Source organism: Ureaplasma miroungigenitalium (assembly GCF_025780085.1).
Classification (GTDB): Bacteria; Bacillota_I; Bacilli_A; order Mycoplasmatales; family Mycoplasmoidaceae; genus Ureaplasma; species Ureaplasma miroungigenitalium.
In genome coordinates this window covers 51,980-70,296 of record NZ_JAOXHL010000002.1, presented here as the reverse complement: position 1 = coordinate 70,296, position 18,317 = coordinate 51,980, and the positions used below count along the sequence as shown (strand labels likewise).

The following is an 18,317-nucleotide window of genomic DNA, read 5'->3' as shown; positions in this document are numbered from 1 at the left end:
CGTAATCCACATATCTTTATACTATATGAGAGGGACGTTTATTATGTCATTAGATACCAATAAAATCAGTCAATTTATTGACGAACCAATAGAATACCAAAAACAAGCACAAACCAATTTAGAAGAATCATTAAAAAAGATCGTTTATTCGAAAATTGCTGGTCAAGAAGCGAAGGTGGACAAAGTCCATGCTTATAAGCAAGAAATCAATGAAAAATCAGCACAATTATTACATTATAAGAAGACCAACAGAATTGTTGGGCGAAAAGTAGCTAATGTTGTTATCATCATTTCGATGTTCATTATCATTGGATTATTTTTTATTAAATTTTTAATTAATAACAAAAAAGCCATTCAAAAATATAACGTAATCGAACAAGATACATTAAAAGAAATTGCCGTCTTAAATCACGAGAAAAATACGAAGATTTTAGAGGTTATTAGCCGCGTGCGTCCTTATGAAACATTGAAGGAGCAATTGGCCTCTTTAGGATTATATCTATATGGATCTGATCGTTTCTATAATTTAGATTGAACGCAATTACGTGAATTAGAACACCGTTTAGTTGGCTATAAGAACGGGATTCATATTAAATTTAAATCAACCGATTCATATTTAGTTAACGCTTTATTCTTTCGCTATGAAATCGTACGTACGACAAATTCAATTACCGTTTCGAAATATAACTTCTTTGCTAAGCAATACGAACAACGTACTTTGCAAGCTATTCATGAGGAACCAACCCCACGGGTTTATGCGCGAGGTTTTTACATCCAAAACACCAACTTCGAACCAACACTGAATTTTACTTTAGCTAAAAACAAAACTAAGGTAAAAAAAGATGCTATCTTATTAAACCATGATTTTATGAAAACATTCGGGATTGGTGCAAGTAAAACAAATTTAGAAACAGATACTAAATTAACCCAATATTTTACATCACTAGCCCAAGAACGTTATGTAACTTATGATAGACAAAATGCACACATACCAGTGTTACATAAAAATGGTAAAAATTTATTAATCGAGGATAGTAGCATTTGCAATTTAAGTTTAACAAATGCTGCGAGCAATAAACCTTTATCAGCCTTTAGTGACTTAGTTGCATCATTGAACGAACAAAGTGAAGTTGAACATATTTTAGATCAATTAATAAGTCAACAAAAACCAGTAATCAGTAATTATATCAATCATCTAACTTTCACAAATCTATCACCAGTTGTCAGTCGGGAATGATATGAAGCTGGAAAAGCTTATAAAATGATGGCCATTTATGATTTTGCTCAATTTTATGACAACGAAACGACTTTAGATGACTTTAATTTAGTTAATAAATTGTTAAACAAGCAATTATTATATTTTGAAAATACATGTGAAGTTATTCCATTTGGAGAAATCGTACATAAAGACCAACAATTCGGTGTACAACAAGCCATGATTGAACTAACATCTTATCATAAAATTGATTGTATAGATAATGTATATGTCGATGGTAACATTGTTCCCGTTCCATACGTTAAATACGACCCATACCAAATCCCTTTCTTTGTGATGTATATTAAAAAACACAAACGTGAACGGGACTACTTCTTATATAACGCTTTAGAAAAAGGCTTTTCATTTTTATTAGATGAAGGCTTAAATGAATATATGGATTATTTCCACGAACCAGAACAAACAGACAACCAAGCAATGGTCAATGTTCTTTTAAAAGAGTTAAGAAACCAACTTAATTATTTAGGAATTAGTCATAATGATGTGATTGCCTTAGTCGATGATGATGGTTATTTCTTAATCTTTAATCCGTGCGTGATTGAACAAATCGAACCACACTATCAATGATTTGCTTCTTGATTACGTAAAATTAGTTTATAAAAGAAAACAAACAAGAAACCAATTGGTTTCTTTTTTTGTTTATAATGTAATGTATAAATAACTTTAGTTTATAATATATAAAATATGGCCATTTTCAAAAGGAGCTATAATGATATTTTTAAAACGTTTCGAAGCGCAAGGATTTAAATCTTTTGCTAAATATACTCAAACTATTTTAGATCACCCGATTACAGGGATTATTGGACCTAACGGTTCAGGAAAATCAAATATAATTGATGCCCTAAAATGAGTTTTAGGTGAACATTCTAAATCAGCCATAAGAGCAGATAAACACTCTTTAGCTTTTTTAGGAAATGACTTAGTTCAAAAAGCTAATTTTATTCGTGTAAGTTTATACTTCAATAATGTAAATCAAATTTTGTATACAGATTTAAATGAAGTGAAAATTACCAAATTTTATGATCTGAAAAAAGACGACGTAATCTATTATATTAATGATGAAGTTGTGAAATTTAAAGACATCCAAGATATGTTTTTAGACAGTGGATTATTAAAGGGTAGTTTAGGAATTATTTCGCAAGGAAAAGTTTCATGATTTGCTGATGCTAAACCAATTGAACGACGAAAAATGTTTGATGAGGCAGCAGGGATTGGGAAATATTTTAAACGTAAAAAAGAAGCCGAAGCCAACCTTGTTAAATCACAGACAGATTTAGATCGTTTAAATGACAACTTGTATAGTATGAAAAAAGATCTAAACACTTATAACAAACAAAAAGAGGAATTTTTACGTTATACAGCAGTTCAAAAAGAATTAGAAAAAATCGAACTAAATCTTTATGCTAAAAGTTTAGATCACAATTACAAATATAAAAAAGAGCTAACAGACAAGATGCGTAGCATCGATGAATCAATTAGTATTCTTAAACCAGAAATCGATACATTGCATGAAAAGCAAAATAAAAACAGCCAACGCTTCCAAGCATTGCAAGAACAATTAGTACTTGAAGAAAATGCTAAGAATAAACTATATGATCAATTAATGGATGTTAACCGTCGTTTAACAGAACACAAAGCCTTTTTAAAAGCGCAAGGTAGCAACGACCAAGTAGCGCCTCAAGAACGTTATGATAATTTATTAACTTTAAAAAACGAGAACGAAAAAGAAACGTTGCAATATGAAAAATTAGTTGCAGATAAAGAAGTTGAAATCGAAAAAAACCGTCAACAACTAAAAGAACAAAAACAAGCAATGGCGAGTTTATTTGAAATAACAAATAATTTATCTACGCAAAAAAAACAATTGCAATACCAAATTAATGATTTACGAGAAACGATTAATCGTGAATTAGCACGCGAACGTGGAACTAATGCGATTATCAATGCCAAGGATTTTATTCCAGGTGTTCACAGTACTGTTTTACAAGCTATTCAAACTGATCCTGAACACGAATTAGCTATTAACACAGCACTAAGTAAAAACGTTTACAACATTATTGTTCAAAATAATCAAGTTGCTCAAACGTGTGTGGAATATTTGCAAAAAAATAAGGCAGGGCAAGCAGTTTTCTTACCATTAGAAAATTTAAAAGCTAAGAGTATTCGTCCGGAATTTTATGATGCTGTACAAACATTAAAAGGTTTTGTTGGCGTAGCTAATGAGTTAGTTAAAATTAAACCATCATACCAAATGGCTGTTGATTACTTATTAGGTAATATTTTAATTGCTCAAAATTTAAGCGACGCTTTAGTTATTTCTGAAACTACTTACAAAAATTACAAGGTCATCACCCTTGATGGTCAAGTCGTGTTTGCAGGTGGTGCTATTATGGGTGGGGATGTAACTTATAATAAGAAAACAAGCTTAAACTTAGATGAAAAAATTAATGGATTAGAAAAAGAATTCGAAGCCATTATCTTGGAATTGAATGAAAAACAAGCAATGTTAAAAGAAAATCAATACCAAGTTAGTTTATTTGATTCGCGTACTAATGAATTATATGATGATTTATCTAAATTAAAAGGTCACGCACAATCATTAAATTATGATCACAAAAATTTAATTTTAGAATTAGAAAAACTAGCGAATGTGCATACTACCATAGAAGCTCGTGAAAAACAAATCAGTGTAATTAGTGAAGAATATGAAGCAATTAACCAAAGTTTTTTAACTAAAATGGGAGTTGTGCGAAATTTACAAACTGAAATTGATTCATTAGGTAAATTTATTCAGCAAGAAGTACAAAGCCGAGAAGGCAAATACCAAAACTTTAATAATCTATTAACGCAACAAAATAAGTATCAAGCAGAAATTGCAACAATTGCTCAATTGATTCTAAAATACGAAACAATTATTATCGAAGACTACCAATATACTGTTGAAAAAGTCTTTGAAGAATATTTACATATGCCATTTGAATACACAGACAAACAGGCTTTAGAATTAATTAGTCAATTAAAGATTCAAAAAAGTCAATTTAAATCAATTAACTTTAATGTCTTGAATGAGTACGAAACAAAATTAAAAGAATATGAAGCTTTAGAACAAGAAGTTAATACCTGCTTACAAGCAGTGGATGTTATTAAAACAAGTATTAAAACACTAGATCAACAAGCTAAAAATGATTTTAAAAAAGTGCTTAAAGAAGTTAATGCAATGATTCCGCAAATCTTTGAATACTTCTTTGCTCAAGGAACGTGTCAGATTTTATTAGAAGACGACCAAAATGTTTTGGAAAGTGGAATTGAAATTATTGCTAACCCAATGAACAAAAAGAATGTCGCCTTACACCAGTTAAGTGGGGGAGAAAAAACTTTAGTTGTTTTAGTTATTTTATTTGCTTTACTAAAAGTAGCTAAATTCCCGTTAGTTATTTTAGACGAAGCTGAAGCTGCCTTAGACGAAATTAATGTGGACAAATTCGCTCACATGATTCAACGTTTTGGTGGGGACACACAATTCTTAATCATTACCCACCGTCAAGGGACAATGCGTAATTGTGGGGTATTGATTGGAACAACAATGCACAAAGACAACGTTTCCATGTTAACTAAAATTAATTTAGATAACGAAATGTATGTTTTTGAAGAAAAGGATAATTAATTATGGGTTTCTTTAAAAATTTATTTACCAAGATTTTTAAACGTAAAAATAAAAATGAAGAAGTCATTGAGAACATTAAAGAAAAAAATGAAGATCAACGGATTTTGAAGTTAGAGGATGATTCCTTAGATAAATTTAATTCTGGTTTAAAAAAATCTGCCAACGCACTCGATCATGCGATCAATGAATTAACAGCAAGTTTTGTGACTGTTGACGAAGAATGATATGAAAGTTTGGAAGAAGTTTTAATTTCTTATGATATCGGATATGTAGCGACAAGCAAAATTATCCAATCAATTCGTGAAGAAATCAGTTATCAAAACATTAAAGATCCGGAACTAATTAAAGCGATTATTATTGATAAACTTTTCCTTTACTATATTCAAGATACAAATATTGATGTTGATTTACAACTTTATAATGCTCAAACAAATGTTGTTTTAGTGGTGGGTGTTAATGGGGTCGGTAAAACTACATCTATTGCTAAGATTGCTTATAAGTTTGCTCACGAAAATAAAAAAGTATTATTGGTTGCAGCAGATACCTTTAGAGCTGGGGCCATTGAACAATTAAAAGTGTGAGCCGATCGTTTAAATGTTGATATCGAATTACCATTAAAGCCTAACCAAGACCCAGCTTCAGTCATTTATAGTGGTTTAAAAAAAGGTTACGATGAAAATTATGATTTAGTAATTTGCGATACATCAGGACGTTTACAAAATAAATTAAATTTAATGAATGAATTGAAAAAAATTTATGATGTAATTCATAAATTTGATGTTGACGCACCTCACGAAACTTTAATGGTCATTGATGCTACACAAGGTCAATCAGGAATCAACCAAGCGAAAGCATTTTATGAAACTGCTCGTGTAAGTGGAATCATCCTCACAAAAATGGATTCAACAAGTCGCGGGGGAATTGTTTTAGCAATTAAAGATGCTTTTAACATTCCTGTGAAACTAATTGGTTTAGGTGAGGGTCTAGCTGATCTAAAAGTTTTTGATTTAGAAATGTATGTAGACTCAATGGTTCAAGGAATTAAGTTCAGTGAACAAAATTAATGAACGGGTTTATTTAATCAGTTTATTTGGTTTTTATAAAAACTTATTAACTGATAAACAACAAACCTATTTTCAAAAGCATTATTATGCTGATTGGTCTTTAAACGAGATCGCTGATGAATTCCATGTCAGTAAAAACGCAGTTTATGATAGTTTGCAAAAAATTTACAAACTATTGCATAAATACGAAATGCTTTTACATTTGCATGAAAAACAAACAGGACGCATGCAGCTATATGATCGTTTAGAAAACGAAGAATTAAAAAAAGAATTTTTACGAATTGAAGAATTATAACTTGCCTTTTTTAGTCAAACATGCTATACTTAAATAGTGTTTTGACTTTTTTATTATTGTAAAAAATGATACACACGGACAAGTTGTTATAAAAAAATTTTAAGGAAAGGAATATTTAAATGCCTACAATTGCACAATTAATTCGCAATAAGAGAACGCCTAAGACTAAGAAATCAAAGTCTCCAGCGCTTCAATTTACATACAACTCACTAACTAAACAAACAAATAACTACCACTCACCATTTAAAAACGGTGTGTGTACTCGGGTGGGTACAATGACTCCCAAAAAACCTAACTCGGCGTTACGTAAATATGCTAAGGTTCGTTTAAGTAACGGTTACGAAGTCCTTGCTTATATTCCCGGTGAAGGCCACAACTTACAAGAACATAGTGTTGTAAGTATTCGTGGAGGACGTGTAAAAGACTTACCAGGGGTACGTTACCACATTGTTCGTGGAACAAACGATGCTTCAGGTGTTGAAAAACGTCGTCAACAACGTTCTAAATACGGGGCAAAACGTCCTAAGCCAGCAGCTAAATAGTTAAGATTAATAAGGAGAAAAAGAATGAGAAAATTAAAACCACAAAAACGATTTGTTTTGGCTGACCCAGTTTACAATTCTCGTCTAGTTACTAAATTAATTAATTCAGTAATGTATGATGGTAAAAAAGGTTTAGCGCAATCAATTATTTATTCAGCTTTTGAATTAATTGAAAAGAAAACAAATAAACCAGCTCTTGATGTCTTTAATAAAGCCATTGAAAATGTGATGCCAGCGATCGAATTAAAAGTTCGTCGTGTTGGTGGATCAAACTTCCAAGTGCCAACTGAAGTTACCCCAGAACGTAAACAAACTTTAGGTTTACGTTGATTAACTCAATTTGCTCGTTTACGTCATGAACACTCAATGATTGAAAAATTAGCAAATGAAATTATTGACGCATCTAACAACTCAGGTGCTTCTATTAAGAAAAAAGAAGATACACATAAAATGGCAGAAGCAAATAAAGCTTTCGCTCACTTACGTTGATAAAAAAACTTTTAAGGAAATAAATTTATATGTACACTAAAGATTTAAACAAATTCCGTAACTTCGGGATTATGGCCCATATTGATGCAGGTAAAACAACGACTTCTGAACGTATTTTATTCCATACTGGACGTAACCACAAAATTGGTGAAACTCACGATGGGGCTGCAACTATGGACTGAATGGCACAAGAAAAAGAACGGGGTATTACAATTACTGCGGCTGCAACTTATGCTCAATGAAAAGATTATGAACTAAACTTAATCGATACACCCGGACACGTGGACTTTACTGTTGAAGTAGAACGTTCATTACGTGTTTTAGACGGAGCTGTAGCTGTACTTGATGGACAAAATGGTGTGGAACCACAAACTGAAACAGTTTGACGTCAAGCTACAAAATATAACGTACCACGTATTGTTTTCGTTAACAAAATGGACAAAACTGGTGCAGACTTCTACTACTCAATCGATACAATTAAAAACCGTTTAGGGGTAAAAGCAACTGCTATCCAAATTCCAATGGGAGCTGAAGCTGATTTCGTTGGAAACATCGATTTAGTAGAAATGAAGGCTTATTTCTATGATGGAGAAGCTAACGAAGATTACGAAATCAAAGATATTCCACAAGAATATTTAGAAAAAGCACAAGCAATGCGTGCACAAATGATTGATGACGTTGCTGTATTCGATGACGAAATCATGGAAAAATATTTATCAGGTGAAGAATTAACAAACGAAGATATTAAAAAATGTATTCGTAAAGGGGTTATCACAACTGAATTATATCCAGTATTATGTGGAACTGCTTTCAAAAACAAAGGTGTTAAAAAATTATTAGACGCTGTTGTTGATTACTTACCTTCACCACTTGATGTTCCACCAATCCACGGTGTGAACGAAGTTGGTCAAGATGTTTACAAACACAATGACCCGACAGAAGATTTTGCTGCTTTAGCTTTTAAAGTGGCAACTGACCCTTTCGTTGGTCGTTTAACATATATCCGTGTGTATGCTGGTAAAATTGACAAAGGTACTTACGTTTACAACGTTACTAAAGGGAAAAAAGAAAGAATTTCTCGTTTAGTTAAAATGCACTCTAACAACCGTACAGAAATTGATACAATTGGTGCGGGTGACATCTGTGCTGTTATTGGTTTCAAAGAAACAGCTACAGGGGACTCAGTGTGTGATGAAAAGAACAAAATTGTTCTAGAACAAATGGTATTCGCAGAACCAGTAATTTCACTTTCTGTTGAACCAAAAACAAAAGCTGACCAAGAAAAAATGAGTTTAGCTTTATCTAAATTAGCTGAAGAAGACCCAACATTCAAAACGTTTACAAACGAAGAAACAGGGCAAACAATTATTGCTGGGATGGGTGAACTTCACCTTGATGTTCTAGTTGACCGTATGCGTCGTGAATTCAACGTACAAGTTAACGTTGGGGCACCACAAGTATCTTACCGTGAAACATTAACTGTTGAAGGTAATGCAGAAGGTAAATATATTAAACAATCAGGTGGACGTGGGCAATATGGTCACGTTTGAATTAAATTCGAACCTAACCACGATAAAGGTTTTGAATTCGTGGACAACATTGTTGGTGGTAAGATTCCTAAGGAATACATCAAGGAAATTGAAAACGGATTAGTTGAAGCATTAGTTTCGGGTCCATTAGCTGGATACCAAACAATTGATGTTAAGGCAACTGTTTATGATGGTTCTTACCATGATGTCGACTCATCTGGTATGGCTTATAAAATTGCTGCGTCATTGGCTTTCAAAGAAGCAGCAAAAATCTGTAAACCAGTATTATTAGAACCAATTATGTCAGTAGACGTAACTACACCAGACGAATACTTCGGAACTGTCATGGGTGACATTTCTAAACGTCGGGGAGTTATTGAAGGACAAGAAACACGTGGAAACGCACAAGCGATTAAAGCAAAAGTTCCACTATCTGAAATGTTCGGATATGCGACGGATTTACGTTCAAACACACAAGGTCGTGCAACATATGTAATGCAATTTAGCCACTATGCTGAAGCACCAAAAAGTGTCACAAACGAAATTGTTGAAGCACGAGCAAAAAAATAATCATAAGATTAATAAAAACATATTTATATTTTGCTATAATTAATTAGTAAAATTATAATTTAAAAATCAAATTAAACATTAAAACTTAATTAAGGAGAAATATAATGGCAATTGGAAAATTTGAAAGATCTAAACCCCATGTTAACATTGGGACTATTGGTCACGTTGACCATGGTAAAACAACTTTAACTGCTGCAATTAGTACTGTGCTAGCAAAAAAAGGGCAAGCAACTGCTCAAAGTTATGCAGATGTTGATAAAACACCTGAAGAAAGAGAACGTGGTATTACAATTAACGCGTCTCATATTGAATATGAAACAGCGACTCGTCACTACGCACACGTTGACTGTCCAGGACACGCTGACTACGTTAAAAACATGATTACAGGGGCTGCTCAAATGGATGGAGCAATCTTAGTTATTGCTGCTTCTGATGGGGTTATGGCTCAAACTAAAGAACATATCTTACTTGCTCGTCAAGTTGGTGTTCCTAAAATTGTTGTTTTCTTAAACAAATGTGACTTCATGCAAGATACTGAAATGCAAGATCTTGTAGAAATGGAAGTACGTGAATTATTAACTAAATATGGATTCGACGGAGATAACACTCCAGTTATTCGTGGTTCAGGTCTTAAAGCACTTGAAGGTGACCCAGTTTGAGAAGCAAAAGTTGACGAATTAATGGATGCTGTGGATACTTGAATCCCATTACCATTACGTGAAACTGATAAACCATTCTTATTAGCTATCGAAGACGTATTCACAATTTCAGGACGTGGTACAGTTGTTACTGGACGTGTTGAACGTGGTACTCTTAAAGTTGGCGACGAAGTTGAAATCGTTGGTATTCGTGACACTCAAAAAACTGTTGTTACAGGTATTGAAATGTTCCGTAAATCATTAGACCAAGCTGAAGCTGGAGATAATGCTGGTATTTTATTACGTGGTACTAAAAAAGAAGATGTACAACGTGGTCAAGTATTAGTTAAACCAGGTTCTATTAAACCTCACAGCAAATTCACTGCTAAGGTTTATATTCTTAAAAAAGAAGAAGGTGGACGTCATACTCCAATCGTTGGTGGATACCGTCCTCAATTCTACTTCCGTACAACAGATATTACTGGAGAAATTAAATTACCTGCAGGAACTGAATTAGTAATGCCAGGTGATGACGTGGAAATGGAAGTTGAATTAATTCACCCAATCGCGATTGAAGATGGATCTAAATTCTCAATTCGTGAAGGTGGTAAAACAGTTGGACACGGTTCAGTTATTAAAGCTAACTAATCAAACCTATTACTACTAAACAAAAAACCAAACTGTTGTTTGGTTTTTTTATTACTAAGGGAAATGAAGATGAAAAAAATAACCCATTAGGTTATTTTTTACTTCATATCACGATAGTTACGCACTTCTTGGAAGGAACCATCTTTCTTTTGAATATAGACAACAGCATCTTGATTACGACCTAGGGTCTTAACATAATCAATGGCATCTTTCTTTAATAAGAAAACACGTGTTGGACGTACTCCGCCCTTCTTCATGATTTTTCATCCCTTATCTTGGTAAGGAGAAAGATAATATATGTTTTTATCTATTTTTTTAGTTGTTTCGATTTGTTCATTGGCCTTCATAAAAGCATCTCTCTTTTTTGTTTATCTCACTATTATTATATGATATAAAGAAATTTTTGCTTTTTATTCTGCTTGTTTTCAGTGTTTTAAAAACCCTTTTTTAATTAAAATGTTAGCAATTGAACTAATTGATTGATAAAAAAAGTGCTTTTTGTTTATTTTTTTAAAATATTAGGAAAGTTAAAGGTGCGAAAAATAAAAAAATTTACATTTCAAGCTTATATTATTATAATTTAAATATAGTTTAAGGAAGGTAATGTCTATGCTTTTTAATACGATGTATCACCGGATTATAAGTAATGCTTGCTGTATAGCAAACATTTTTGCCTTCGCCAACAATATTATTATGTACCGTTTTACGAAGACCATGCATGGCGCATGACGCATGAATCAAGCCAAGCGCTAATTTTTTAAAACCCCATAATAATGAAAAGCATAATTGCTAAATTAATTTAGTAATTAATAAATATACATACTATGAAAAAATTTAACTTTAAAAACAAAAGTTTTTGAAAAAAACTTTTAATCTTTACACCAATAATTATTAGCACCCCTGCAATTGCTGCAGCATGTCGTTGTGAATGTCAAAACGGCCCAGAAATTAATAATAATTTGTTCAAAACTACCCAAGTCACTGTGAGAGAACAGGACTTTACTAACCAATTTTATAATTCCCAAAGTGATACAATTAATAATCAATGACAACAGGAATCTCAGGATTTAATACTTTCGTTACGTCAATTTGCTGAACGAGTGTTTTTGCGTAGCTACTATTTATACTATATCCATAATTTCGCGCTCTTAAATAACGCCCAAGTGTCATATGAATTACTACCTCTTCAGGTTAGTATTAAGGCCAATGATAATCAAACATATGATTTACGTATTCATATTCAATCTAAAGTGCAAGCGATTAGTGATCAACAGTTAAAGAAAATCAACGAACTGTTAAGTCCAAATAATCTGTATTTTGAAACCGCGCAAGCAGCCCTTGACCATTTCAATCAAAAATTAAAAATGGATTGTGCTTATAATCAAACAAGCATTTACACCGCTTATGCTAAAGAGGTGAATCAACCAGTAATTAAACAAGCTTATAGTTTGAATGGTGGAACCTTTGATAGAATTGTTTATAAATCAGATTATGATTCTAAAGATCTAAAAGTAAAAAGAAAAATTACGCATGTTAATTCATTAACTCTTGATTTGAATACACCTGTTTTTCAACCAGCGGGCGATTTAGAGAAATTTTATCTAAAGCCGCTGCCATTATTTAAATATCACAAATACGACATTCATAAAATTCCATTTGTTGATCTTAAAAATCAATTACGGGTAATTCAAAATAGCTTTAATCATGATAAACCTCAAGAAAAAGAAAATAAAGACATTCGATATTTAGAATACGAAAACGAATTCTTCCAAATCCCCTATTTCTTAAAGTATCCGCAAACGCCAAAACCAGATGATCTTTCTGTTTATCCTGAATACATTTGAAAACAAATTACAAAGGAATGAAAATCTTTCAATAATTTTGAAAGTGCTAATTATGAAACATTATTTGATGAACATCATTTAGCGTTAATTAATCCTTTCTTTTATCAGGATGTATCAATGGAATTAGTACAAGGCAACAAGAACTTCCATTGTCACAGCGACGGGTTATGTCATGCCACGACATAATAATACAAGGGGGCGCCCGAAAACGTTTATGAAACCAATTGATTGGATTTTGATGATTAGCTTTTTAGTTTTAATTGCAATTTTTCACGTTGGCTTCTTATATGCTAAAAATCCGTTACTTGTCAGTAAGATATGAATCGTTTTTTTAACATTTGCCATTTTATGTTTTATTGTGATTAGCTTTATTATCTTCAGCGGTTTTTATTTAAATCGTAAATGAGCTAAAGCTTATCGGAAGCAGAACAGCTATGAGATCAACCGATTTGATCAAAAATTAATTGACCGTTTTTATTTTGACGCAGCCTTGGAAATCCGGTCATTGCAGTATGCGTGAATTCGTTTACGTTTACTCTTAGCCGTAATTATTACACCAGCAACCATTTATAGTTTTGTGTGTTTAATTTATTACGCTAACCAAGCTTATTAATATATTTAAGGAGAGATTATGAATCAAACTAGTGAACTGAGCGCTCAGAATAATCAACAAGCGCCAGTAATTAACCAAAAAAGACGTTTAAATTACGCTTTTAGCAACAACTTAGTCTTGTTTTCAGGAATGGGTCGTTCATTGAAAACAGCAGCCAACCGAGACCGTGTAGTCGATCCGCTAATTGATTTCTTTTCATTTGACTCTAAATTTGTTAGTTTCTTATGAAAATTAATTAAATTAGTTGGAGAGTTTTTCTTATTAGCGTGAATCGTGATTACTATTACCTTCTTTTTAATTAACTCAGTACCCGGTGAAAACGGATTAACAATTGGAATTAGTTCAAAAGAAGCTAAATTAGCTATTCTTGCTCAATATGGATTAGACAAACCAATTGGTGTCCGATACGGAAATTATTTAGTTGATATTTTCAGAGGGGAATTTGGTGTATCAACATCTTTACGTCCAACCGTTCCAATTAATAACTTTATTTGAGAACGTTACTTAGTATCATTCTATGTTGGTATTTTCTCTGTGTTATTAACATTAGCTATTGGTATTCCATTAGGAGTATTAGTAGGAAGAAAACCCGGTGGTGTTTTAGATAGTTTATCAACAGTTTTTATTTCGATTGTTTCAGCCGTTCCTTCATTAGTGTTTGGTTTAATCCTTTTATTAATCGGGAAAGAAGTCGGCCTACCATTTATTTTCGAAGAAAAAGACTTCCTAACATATATCTTACCCGGCTTAGCTTTATCATTATCTTCAATTATTGTTTATGTGCAATATATTAAAGTTGAAATGAACCGTGAATTAAACTCAATGCATGCGAAGTTCGCTTATTTAAAAGGTGCAACACGAAACCGTTTTGTATGACGACATGCCTTGAAACCGTCATTATTCCCAATTGCAACATTCTTCCCGTTCGTGATTTTAGGTTCATTCGTAGGGGCGATGTTTATTGAACAAATTTTCCAAATCCCTGGTTCTGGTTCATTGTTCTACCAAGCAATTATTAGTAAAGACTACAACGTAATTCTTTTATTAATTATTATTTATTCAATTACTACAATTATTGGTTATGCAGCACGGGATGCTTTATACCAAATTATCGATCCACGGATCAGAAGAGGTGGCAAATAATCTATGTCTAAATTTTCAAAATTCTTTAAAACTAAAACGCAAGAATTTGTTGACGAATTGAAATCAGATGCGCCGAATAAATTTTTACAACCGTTTGCCCACCAACAATGAAAGATTATTGGTGACATGATTGAATTTAAAGAAAATTCATACATGCATGCCAAACCACGTCCCTTTCGGGAATTTGCAAACCGTTTTGGTCGTTCATTCTCTGGACTAATTGGTTTTTCGATTATTTTAATTTTATTTATTTTAGCGATTGTGATTCCTTTCACAACCAATGATCCCACACAACTATATCCAGAATACCGTTTCAAGGACTATTTTGTACCGATTCGTTCAGCGATAGATAACCAAGAAAGCATTGCGATTTTTGGGACAGATGACATGGGTCGTGATTTATGAGCTATGTTATGATGAGGTTTACGATACTCATTAGGGGTAGCCTTATGTGTTTCGGCTATCGACTTAATTGTTGGGGTAACTTTTGGAATCTTAATGGGTTACTTCAATGTCTTTGATAAAATCATGACATTTATCATCAAGGTGCTAACTAACGTACCAGGAATTATTATTTTAATGATTCTAACCATTATATTAAAACCATCGTTTGGAGTTATTGTTTTTAGTATGTCAATTTCTGGTTGAACAGGGATGGCTAACCAAATGCGATCACAAGTTAAACGAGCGCGTGGTTTCTTATGAGTGTCAGCTTCTAAAACACTAGGAACAAAAGCGTTTAAAATTATTTGGAATTTCGTACCAATCTTAATTCCAATGATTATTACCCAATTAGTTTTCACTATTCCTGGGGCTATTTTATCTGAAGCTAGTTTAGCTTTCATTGGATTAAGTGATCCGAACAACCCAACTTTAGGTAATTTAATTTCGATTGGATCAAACATTATTACACTATATCCTCGATATACTTTAATTCCATCATTCTTACTTGTATGTTTAGTTGCAAGTGTTCAATTAGTAGGAGGAGCGACTCAAGATGCCTTACGAAGACAACGTTAATCAACCAAATAAAAAAACAACCAAAACTAGACAAATTCGTGATTGAATGAAATCACGAATTGTTTACACACCAGTGGTAACAAAAAAACGTGGCCTTTTTGGATGAAAAAGAAAAAATAAAAAAGCGATTGCTAATAAGGTGGTTGCAAAACAACTAACTCAATTGGACAAACAAATTTATGCGGAATCTGCAACACCAATTATTGAAACACCAGTAATTGTTGAACATTTAGTTGAAAATGAAAATCTTAACAAAACAGAACAACTAGTTCAAGTAACCGATTTAATTGAACAAACTAAGCCAACAGAGCCAACACCTGAATTAATTGTTGATGATGCCAATTTATCTGTGCAAGATGTTAATGAGGACTTTGCTTTCTTAGAATCAGAAGAGTTACAAACTAAGCAAGATACAAATGCACGAGCTTTTGAAGAAAACCAACGTCAAGCATTAAAAGATGCACCAACGAAAAAAGTTGGGACGCAAGCGTTCAAAAAAGGTTTATCTAATTCACGAAAAAACTTTGATTTTGCAAGTTTTGAAAAAGATGTGAAATATAAAGAATTCCCAGACGGCACTAAAAAGAAAATTGCAGCTGAAATCGATAATGTTCGTTTAACATTCTCAAACCCTTCACGTCCTGGTGATAAAGCCTTAGTATTAAGAAACACTTCAATTCAGTTTTACGAAGGAGAAGTGCATGCGATTATTGGTGAATCAGGTTCTGGAAAATCAGTTATTACTTCACTATTGTATGGATTAGCGGGAGGTAATGCAAATATTGAAGAAGGTCGTGTGTTACTTTATAACAATGAAGTACAGGACTTTAAATTTGCACAATGAGAACGTTCTCGTTATTTAGGAAAAGTTATTTCAGCTGTTTTTCAAAACCCGATGTCTACATTAAATCCAACTATGAAAATTGGGGCGCAAATTATGGAAGGGATGTTAATTAACGGAATCGTTAAAAATAAACGTCAAGCGAAAGCTAAATCAATTGAGTATTTAAAATTAACAAAGATTAATAACCCTGAAGAAGTAATGGAATTATATCCTCATGAATTATCAGGGGGGATGATTCAACGGGTAGTTATTGCTGCGATTGTTTCTCTACACCCCAAAATTTTAGTGTTAGATGAACCAACAACTGCTTTAGACCCAACAGTTCAAGCCTTAGTATTAGATATTATTCGTGAACTACAAGAAAAGTTCAAAATGTGTGTTATCTTTATTACCCACGACTTAGGGGTAGTAGCTTCAATTGCCAATTATATTTCTATTATGTATGCTGGGCAAATTATTGAAGAAGGAACGCGTGAAGAAATTCTTTGAAATCCACAACACCCATATACTTGAGGTTTAATTGCTTCTATGCCCGATGTTAATAAAGGTGATCGTTTAGCTACGATTAAAGGATCTGTACCTTCGCGTTTAAACGGGATTGTCGGTGATGCGTTTGCTGTACGGAATGACTACGCGTTAGTGCGTGATTTTAGTGTGGAACCAGACATGTATTATGTTTCACCTACACACCGTGCTAAAACGGCTTTATTAGATGAACGTGCACCAGAGTATACACCACCAAAAGTTATTCAAAAGAAATGAAGCGAATTCAAGAAACGGCAAGCAGAAAAAAATAAAGGAGTAAATAGCGATGAAAGATAACAACCAGCAAAAATACTTTTATAACTATCAAAAACGTCCGATTTTAAAACCTAAAGTAACAGTTCGTCCAGTTGCAGAAGGAACAGTGGAACGTTTAGCTGCTTGTCCAGAAAAAAAACGTTTAGTTGAAGTCCGTCATATGGACATTGTTTATGGTTCAGGATTCAAAAAATTCCGTGCTGTTAAAGACATGTCTTTCAATATTTATGAAGGGGAAGTTTTAGGACTAGTTGGTGAATCTGGTTCTGGTAAATCAACCACTGGATCAGCTTTAATTGGTCTTGTAAAATATAATTTTGGCGAAATTAAAATCGCTGATAAAGTCTTACCGAAACAAAAAGAACGCGTGTCAAAACAAATGCGTAATTTTTTGGTAAATAACGTACAAATGATCTTCCAAGATCCCTCTAACTCTTTAAATCCTTATAAAAACATCGAAACTGTTGTCGCAGAAGGTTTAAATAACCTAAAAGATTTAAAACGTGGATTCTTAAATGTTGACTACTTTATTTATCGTACAAACTTTTTAGAGTTTGCTCAAACATTAAATCAAAACAATCCAGTTTTAGATGAAATTAAAGCGATCTTCAAAGAAGATGCATGAGATCAAACTAAAGAAGAAAACCAAAAACTATTGCGAGATTTAATTGCGCAAATCGACCAACAAGCATCATTGCCTGCCAAAATCGATTTAGAACACTTAGACCAAATCTTTGCCGAAATTAATGAAACCAAAGATTTCTCACATAATAAACTAGTTAAACACATTGTTTTAAAATCATTAAAATCTGTAGGTTTAGATGAAACTGTTTTAGGACGATATCCCTTAGAATTCTCAGGGGGTCAACAACAACGGATTGGAATTACACGTGCTATTACGATGCGTCCCCGTTTATTGATCGCTGATGAACCGATTTCAGCTTTAGACGTGTCAATCCAAGCGCAAGTAATTAATATTTTTAAAGACTTAAAAGAAAAATATAACTTAACAATTTTATTTATCGCCCATGACTTACGGATGGTGGAATATATTTCCGACCGTATTGCCGTGATGAATAAAGGGACTTTATTAGAAATTGGTCCAACTAAAGAAATTGTTAACAACTTCTTACACCCATATACTAAATCATTAATGGAAGCTGTACCATCAATTGAATCAGAAAAAAAATCTTTACTAGGATATACATATGATCCATTGGCTCACAATTATACAGCAGAATTACAACCTAAATGAATCCATTTAGGGAATGATCATTGAGTTTTAGGAACTGAAGAAGAAGTTGCTAAATGAAAAAACAAGGAATATTAAAAGGAGG

At 32.8% G+C, this 18,317-nt stretch carries 16 protein-coding genes; 15 read left to right on the top strand and 1 reads right to left on the bottom strand.

Translation table 4 applies throughout. The features are described from left to right. Positions 1-43 precede the first annotated feature (43 nt). The 8 genes from OF376_RS02095 to tuf all read left to right on the top strand — a co-directional run bounded on the left by OF376_RS02095 (position 44) and on the right by tuf (position 10,715). Positions 44-1,876: a hypothetical protein gene (locus OF376_RS02095; protein ID WP_263821870.1), complete on the top strand. Its 1,833-nt coding sequence runs from the start codon at positions 44-46 to the stop codon at positions 1,874-1,876. Positions 1,877-1,985: 109 nt separating this feature from the next. Beyond that, positions 1,986-4,940, top strand: a complete 2,955-nt coding sequence (locus tag OF376_RS02090; protein WP_263821869.1) for an AAA family ATPase — start codon at positions 1,986-1,988, stop codon at positions 4,938-4,940. 2 nt (positions 4,941-4,942) lie between these two features. Continuing rightward, positions 4,943-6,004: a signal recognition particle-docking protein FtsY gene (gene ftsY, locus OF376_RS02085; protein WP_263821868.1), complete on the top strand. Its 1,062-nt coding sequence runs from the start codon at positions 4,943-4,945 to the stop codon at positions 6,002-6,004. Then, positions 5,991-6,299, top strand: a complete 309-nt coding sequence (ylxM, locus tag OF376_RS02080) for a YlxM family DNA-binding protein (RefSeq protein ID WP_263821867.1) — start codon at positions 5,991-5,993, stop codon at positions 6,297-6,299. Before ftsY ends, ylxM begins: the two co-directional genes overlap by 14 nt. A gap of 119 nt (positions 6,300-6,418) precedes the next feature. Continuing rightward, a complete protein-coding gene (gene rpsL, locus OF376_RS02075; protein WP_263817942.1) occupies positions 6,419-6,841 on the top strand; it encodes a 30S ribosomal protein S12 in 423 nt (140 codons plus the stop codon). A 24-nt stretch (positions 6,842-6,865) separates the two neighbouring features. After that, the gene (rpsG, locus tag OF376_RS02070; protein WP_263821866.1) at positions 6,866-7,333 is read left to right on the top strand and encodes a 30S ribosomal protein S7; all 468 of its coding nucleotides are present in this window, start codon (positions 6,866-6,868) and stop codon (positions 7,331-7,333) included. Positions 7,334-7,359: 26 nt separating this feature from the next. After that, positions 7,360-9,429 (top strand): elongation factor G, encoded by a 2,070-nt coding sequence (gene fusA, locus OF376_RS02065; protein WP_263821865.1) that lies wholly within the window; start codon positions 7,360-7,362, stop codon positions 9,427-9,429. A 104-nt stretch (positions 9,430-9,533) separates the two neighbouring features. Next, on the top strand, positions 9,534-10,715 hold the full coding sequence (gene tuf, locus OF376_RS02060) for an elongation factor Tu (protein WP_263821864.1): 1,182 nt from the start codon (positions 9,534-9,536) through the stop codon (positions 10,713-10,715). A 98-nt stretch (positions 10,716-10,813) separates the two neighbouring features. Here the strand turns inward: tuf and OF376_RS02055 are convergent, their stop codons facing one another. Then, positions 10,814-11,062: a DUF2188 domain-containing protein gene (locus OF376_RS02055; RefSeq protein ID WP_263821863.1), complete on the bottom strand. Its 249-nt coding sequence runs from the start codon at positions 11,060-11,062 to the stop codon at positions 10,814-10,816. A gap of 262 nt (positions 11,063-11,324) precedes the next feature. Between OF376_RS02055 and OF376_RS02050 the strand changes: the two genes are divergently transcribed. From OF376_RS02050 to OF376_RS02020, 7 genes are all read left to right on the top strand, one after another. Further along, positions 11,325-11,468 carry a hypothetical protein gene (locus tag OF376_RS02050; RefSeq protein ID WP_263821862.1) on the top strand — a complete coding sequence of 48 codons (144 nt, stop codon included), beginning with the start codon at positions 11,325-11,327 and terminating at the stop codon, positions 11,466-11,468. Positions 11,469-11,539: 71 nt separating this feature from the next. Next, a complete protein-coding gene (locus tag OF376_RS02045) occupies positions 11,540-12,745 on the top strand; it encodes a hypothetical protein (RefSeq protein ID WP_263821861.1) in 1,206 nt (401 codons plus the stop codon). A gap of 28 nt (positions 12,746-12,773) precedes the next feature. Then, on the top strand, positions 12,774-13,172 hold the full coding sequence (locus tag OF376_RS02040) for a hypothetical protein (RefSeq protein ID WP_263821860.1): 399 nt from the start codon (positions 12,774-12,776) through the stop codon (positions 13,170-13,172). An 18-nt stretch (positions 13,173-13,190) separates the two neighbouring features. Then, on the top strand, positions 13,191-14,315 hold the full coding sequence (locus OF376_RS02035; RefSeq protein WP_263821859.1) for an ABC transporter permease: 1,125 nt from the start codon (positions 13,191-13,193) through the stop codon (positions 14,313-14,315). Between the two features lie 3 nt (positions 14,316-14,318). Next, entirely contained in the window at positions 14,319-15,335 is a 1,017-nt protein-coding gene (locus OF376_RS02030; RefSeq protein ID WP_263821858.1) for an ABC transporter permease, read from the top strand. Between the two features lie 451 nt (positions 15,336-15,786). Beyond that, positions 15,787-17,001 carry an ABC transporter ATP-binding protein gene (locus OF376_RS02025; protein WP_263821922.1) on the top strand — a complete coding sequence of 405 codons (1,215 nt, stop codon included), beginning with the start codon at positions 15,787-15,789 and terminating at the stop codon, positions 16,999-17,001. Continuing rightward, complete coding sequence (locus tag OF376_RS02020; RefSeq protein WP_263821857.1) at positions 16,991-18,310, top strand: ABC transporter ATP-binding protein; 1,320 nt, start codon at positions 16,991-16,993, stop codon at positions 18,308-18,310. Before OF376_RS02025 ends, OF376_RS02020 begins: the two co-directional genes overlap by 11 nt. The last annotated feature ends 7 nt before the right edge of the window (positions 18,311-18,317 follow it).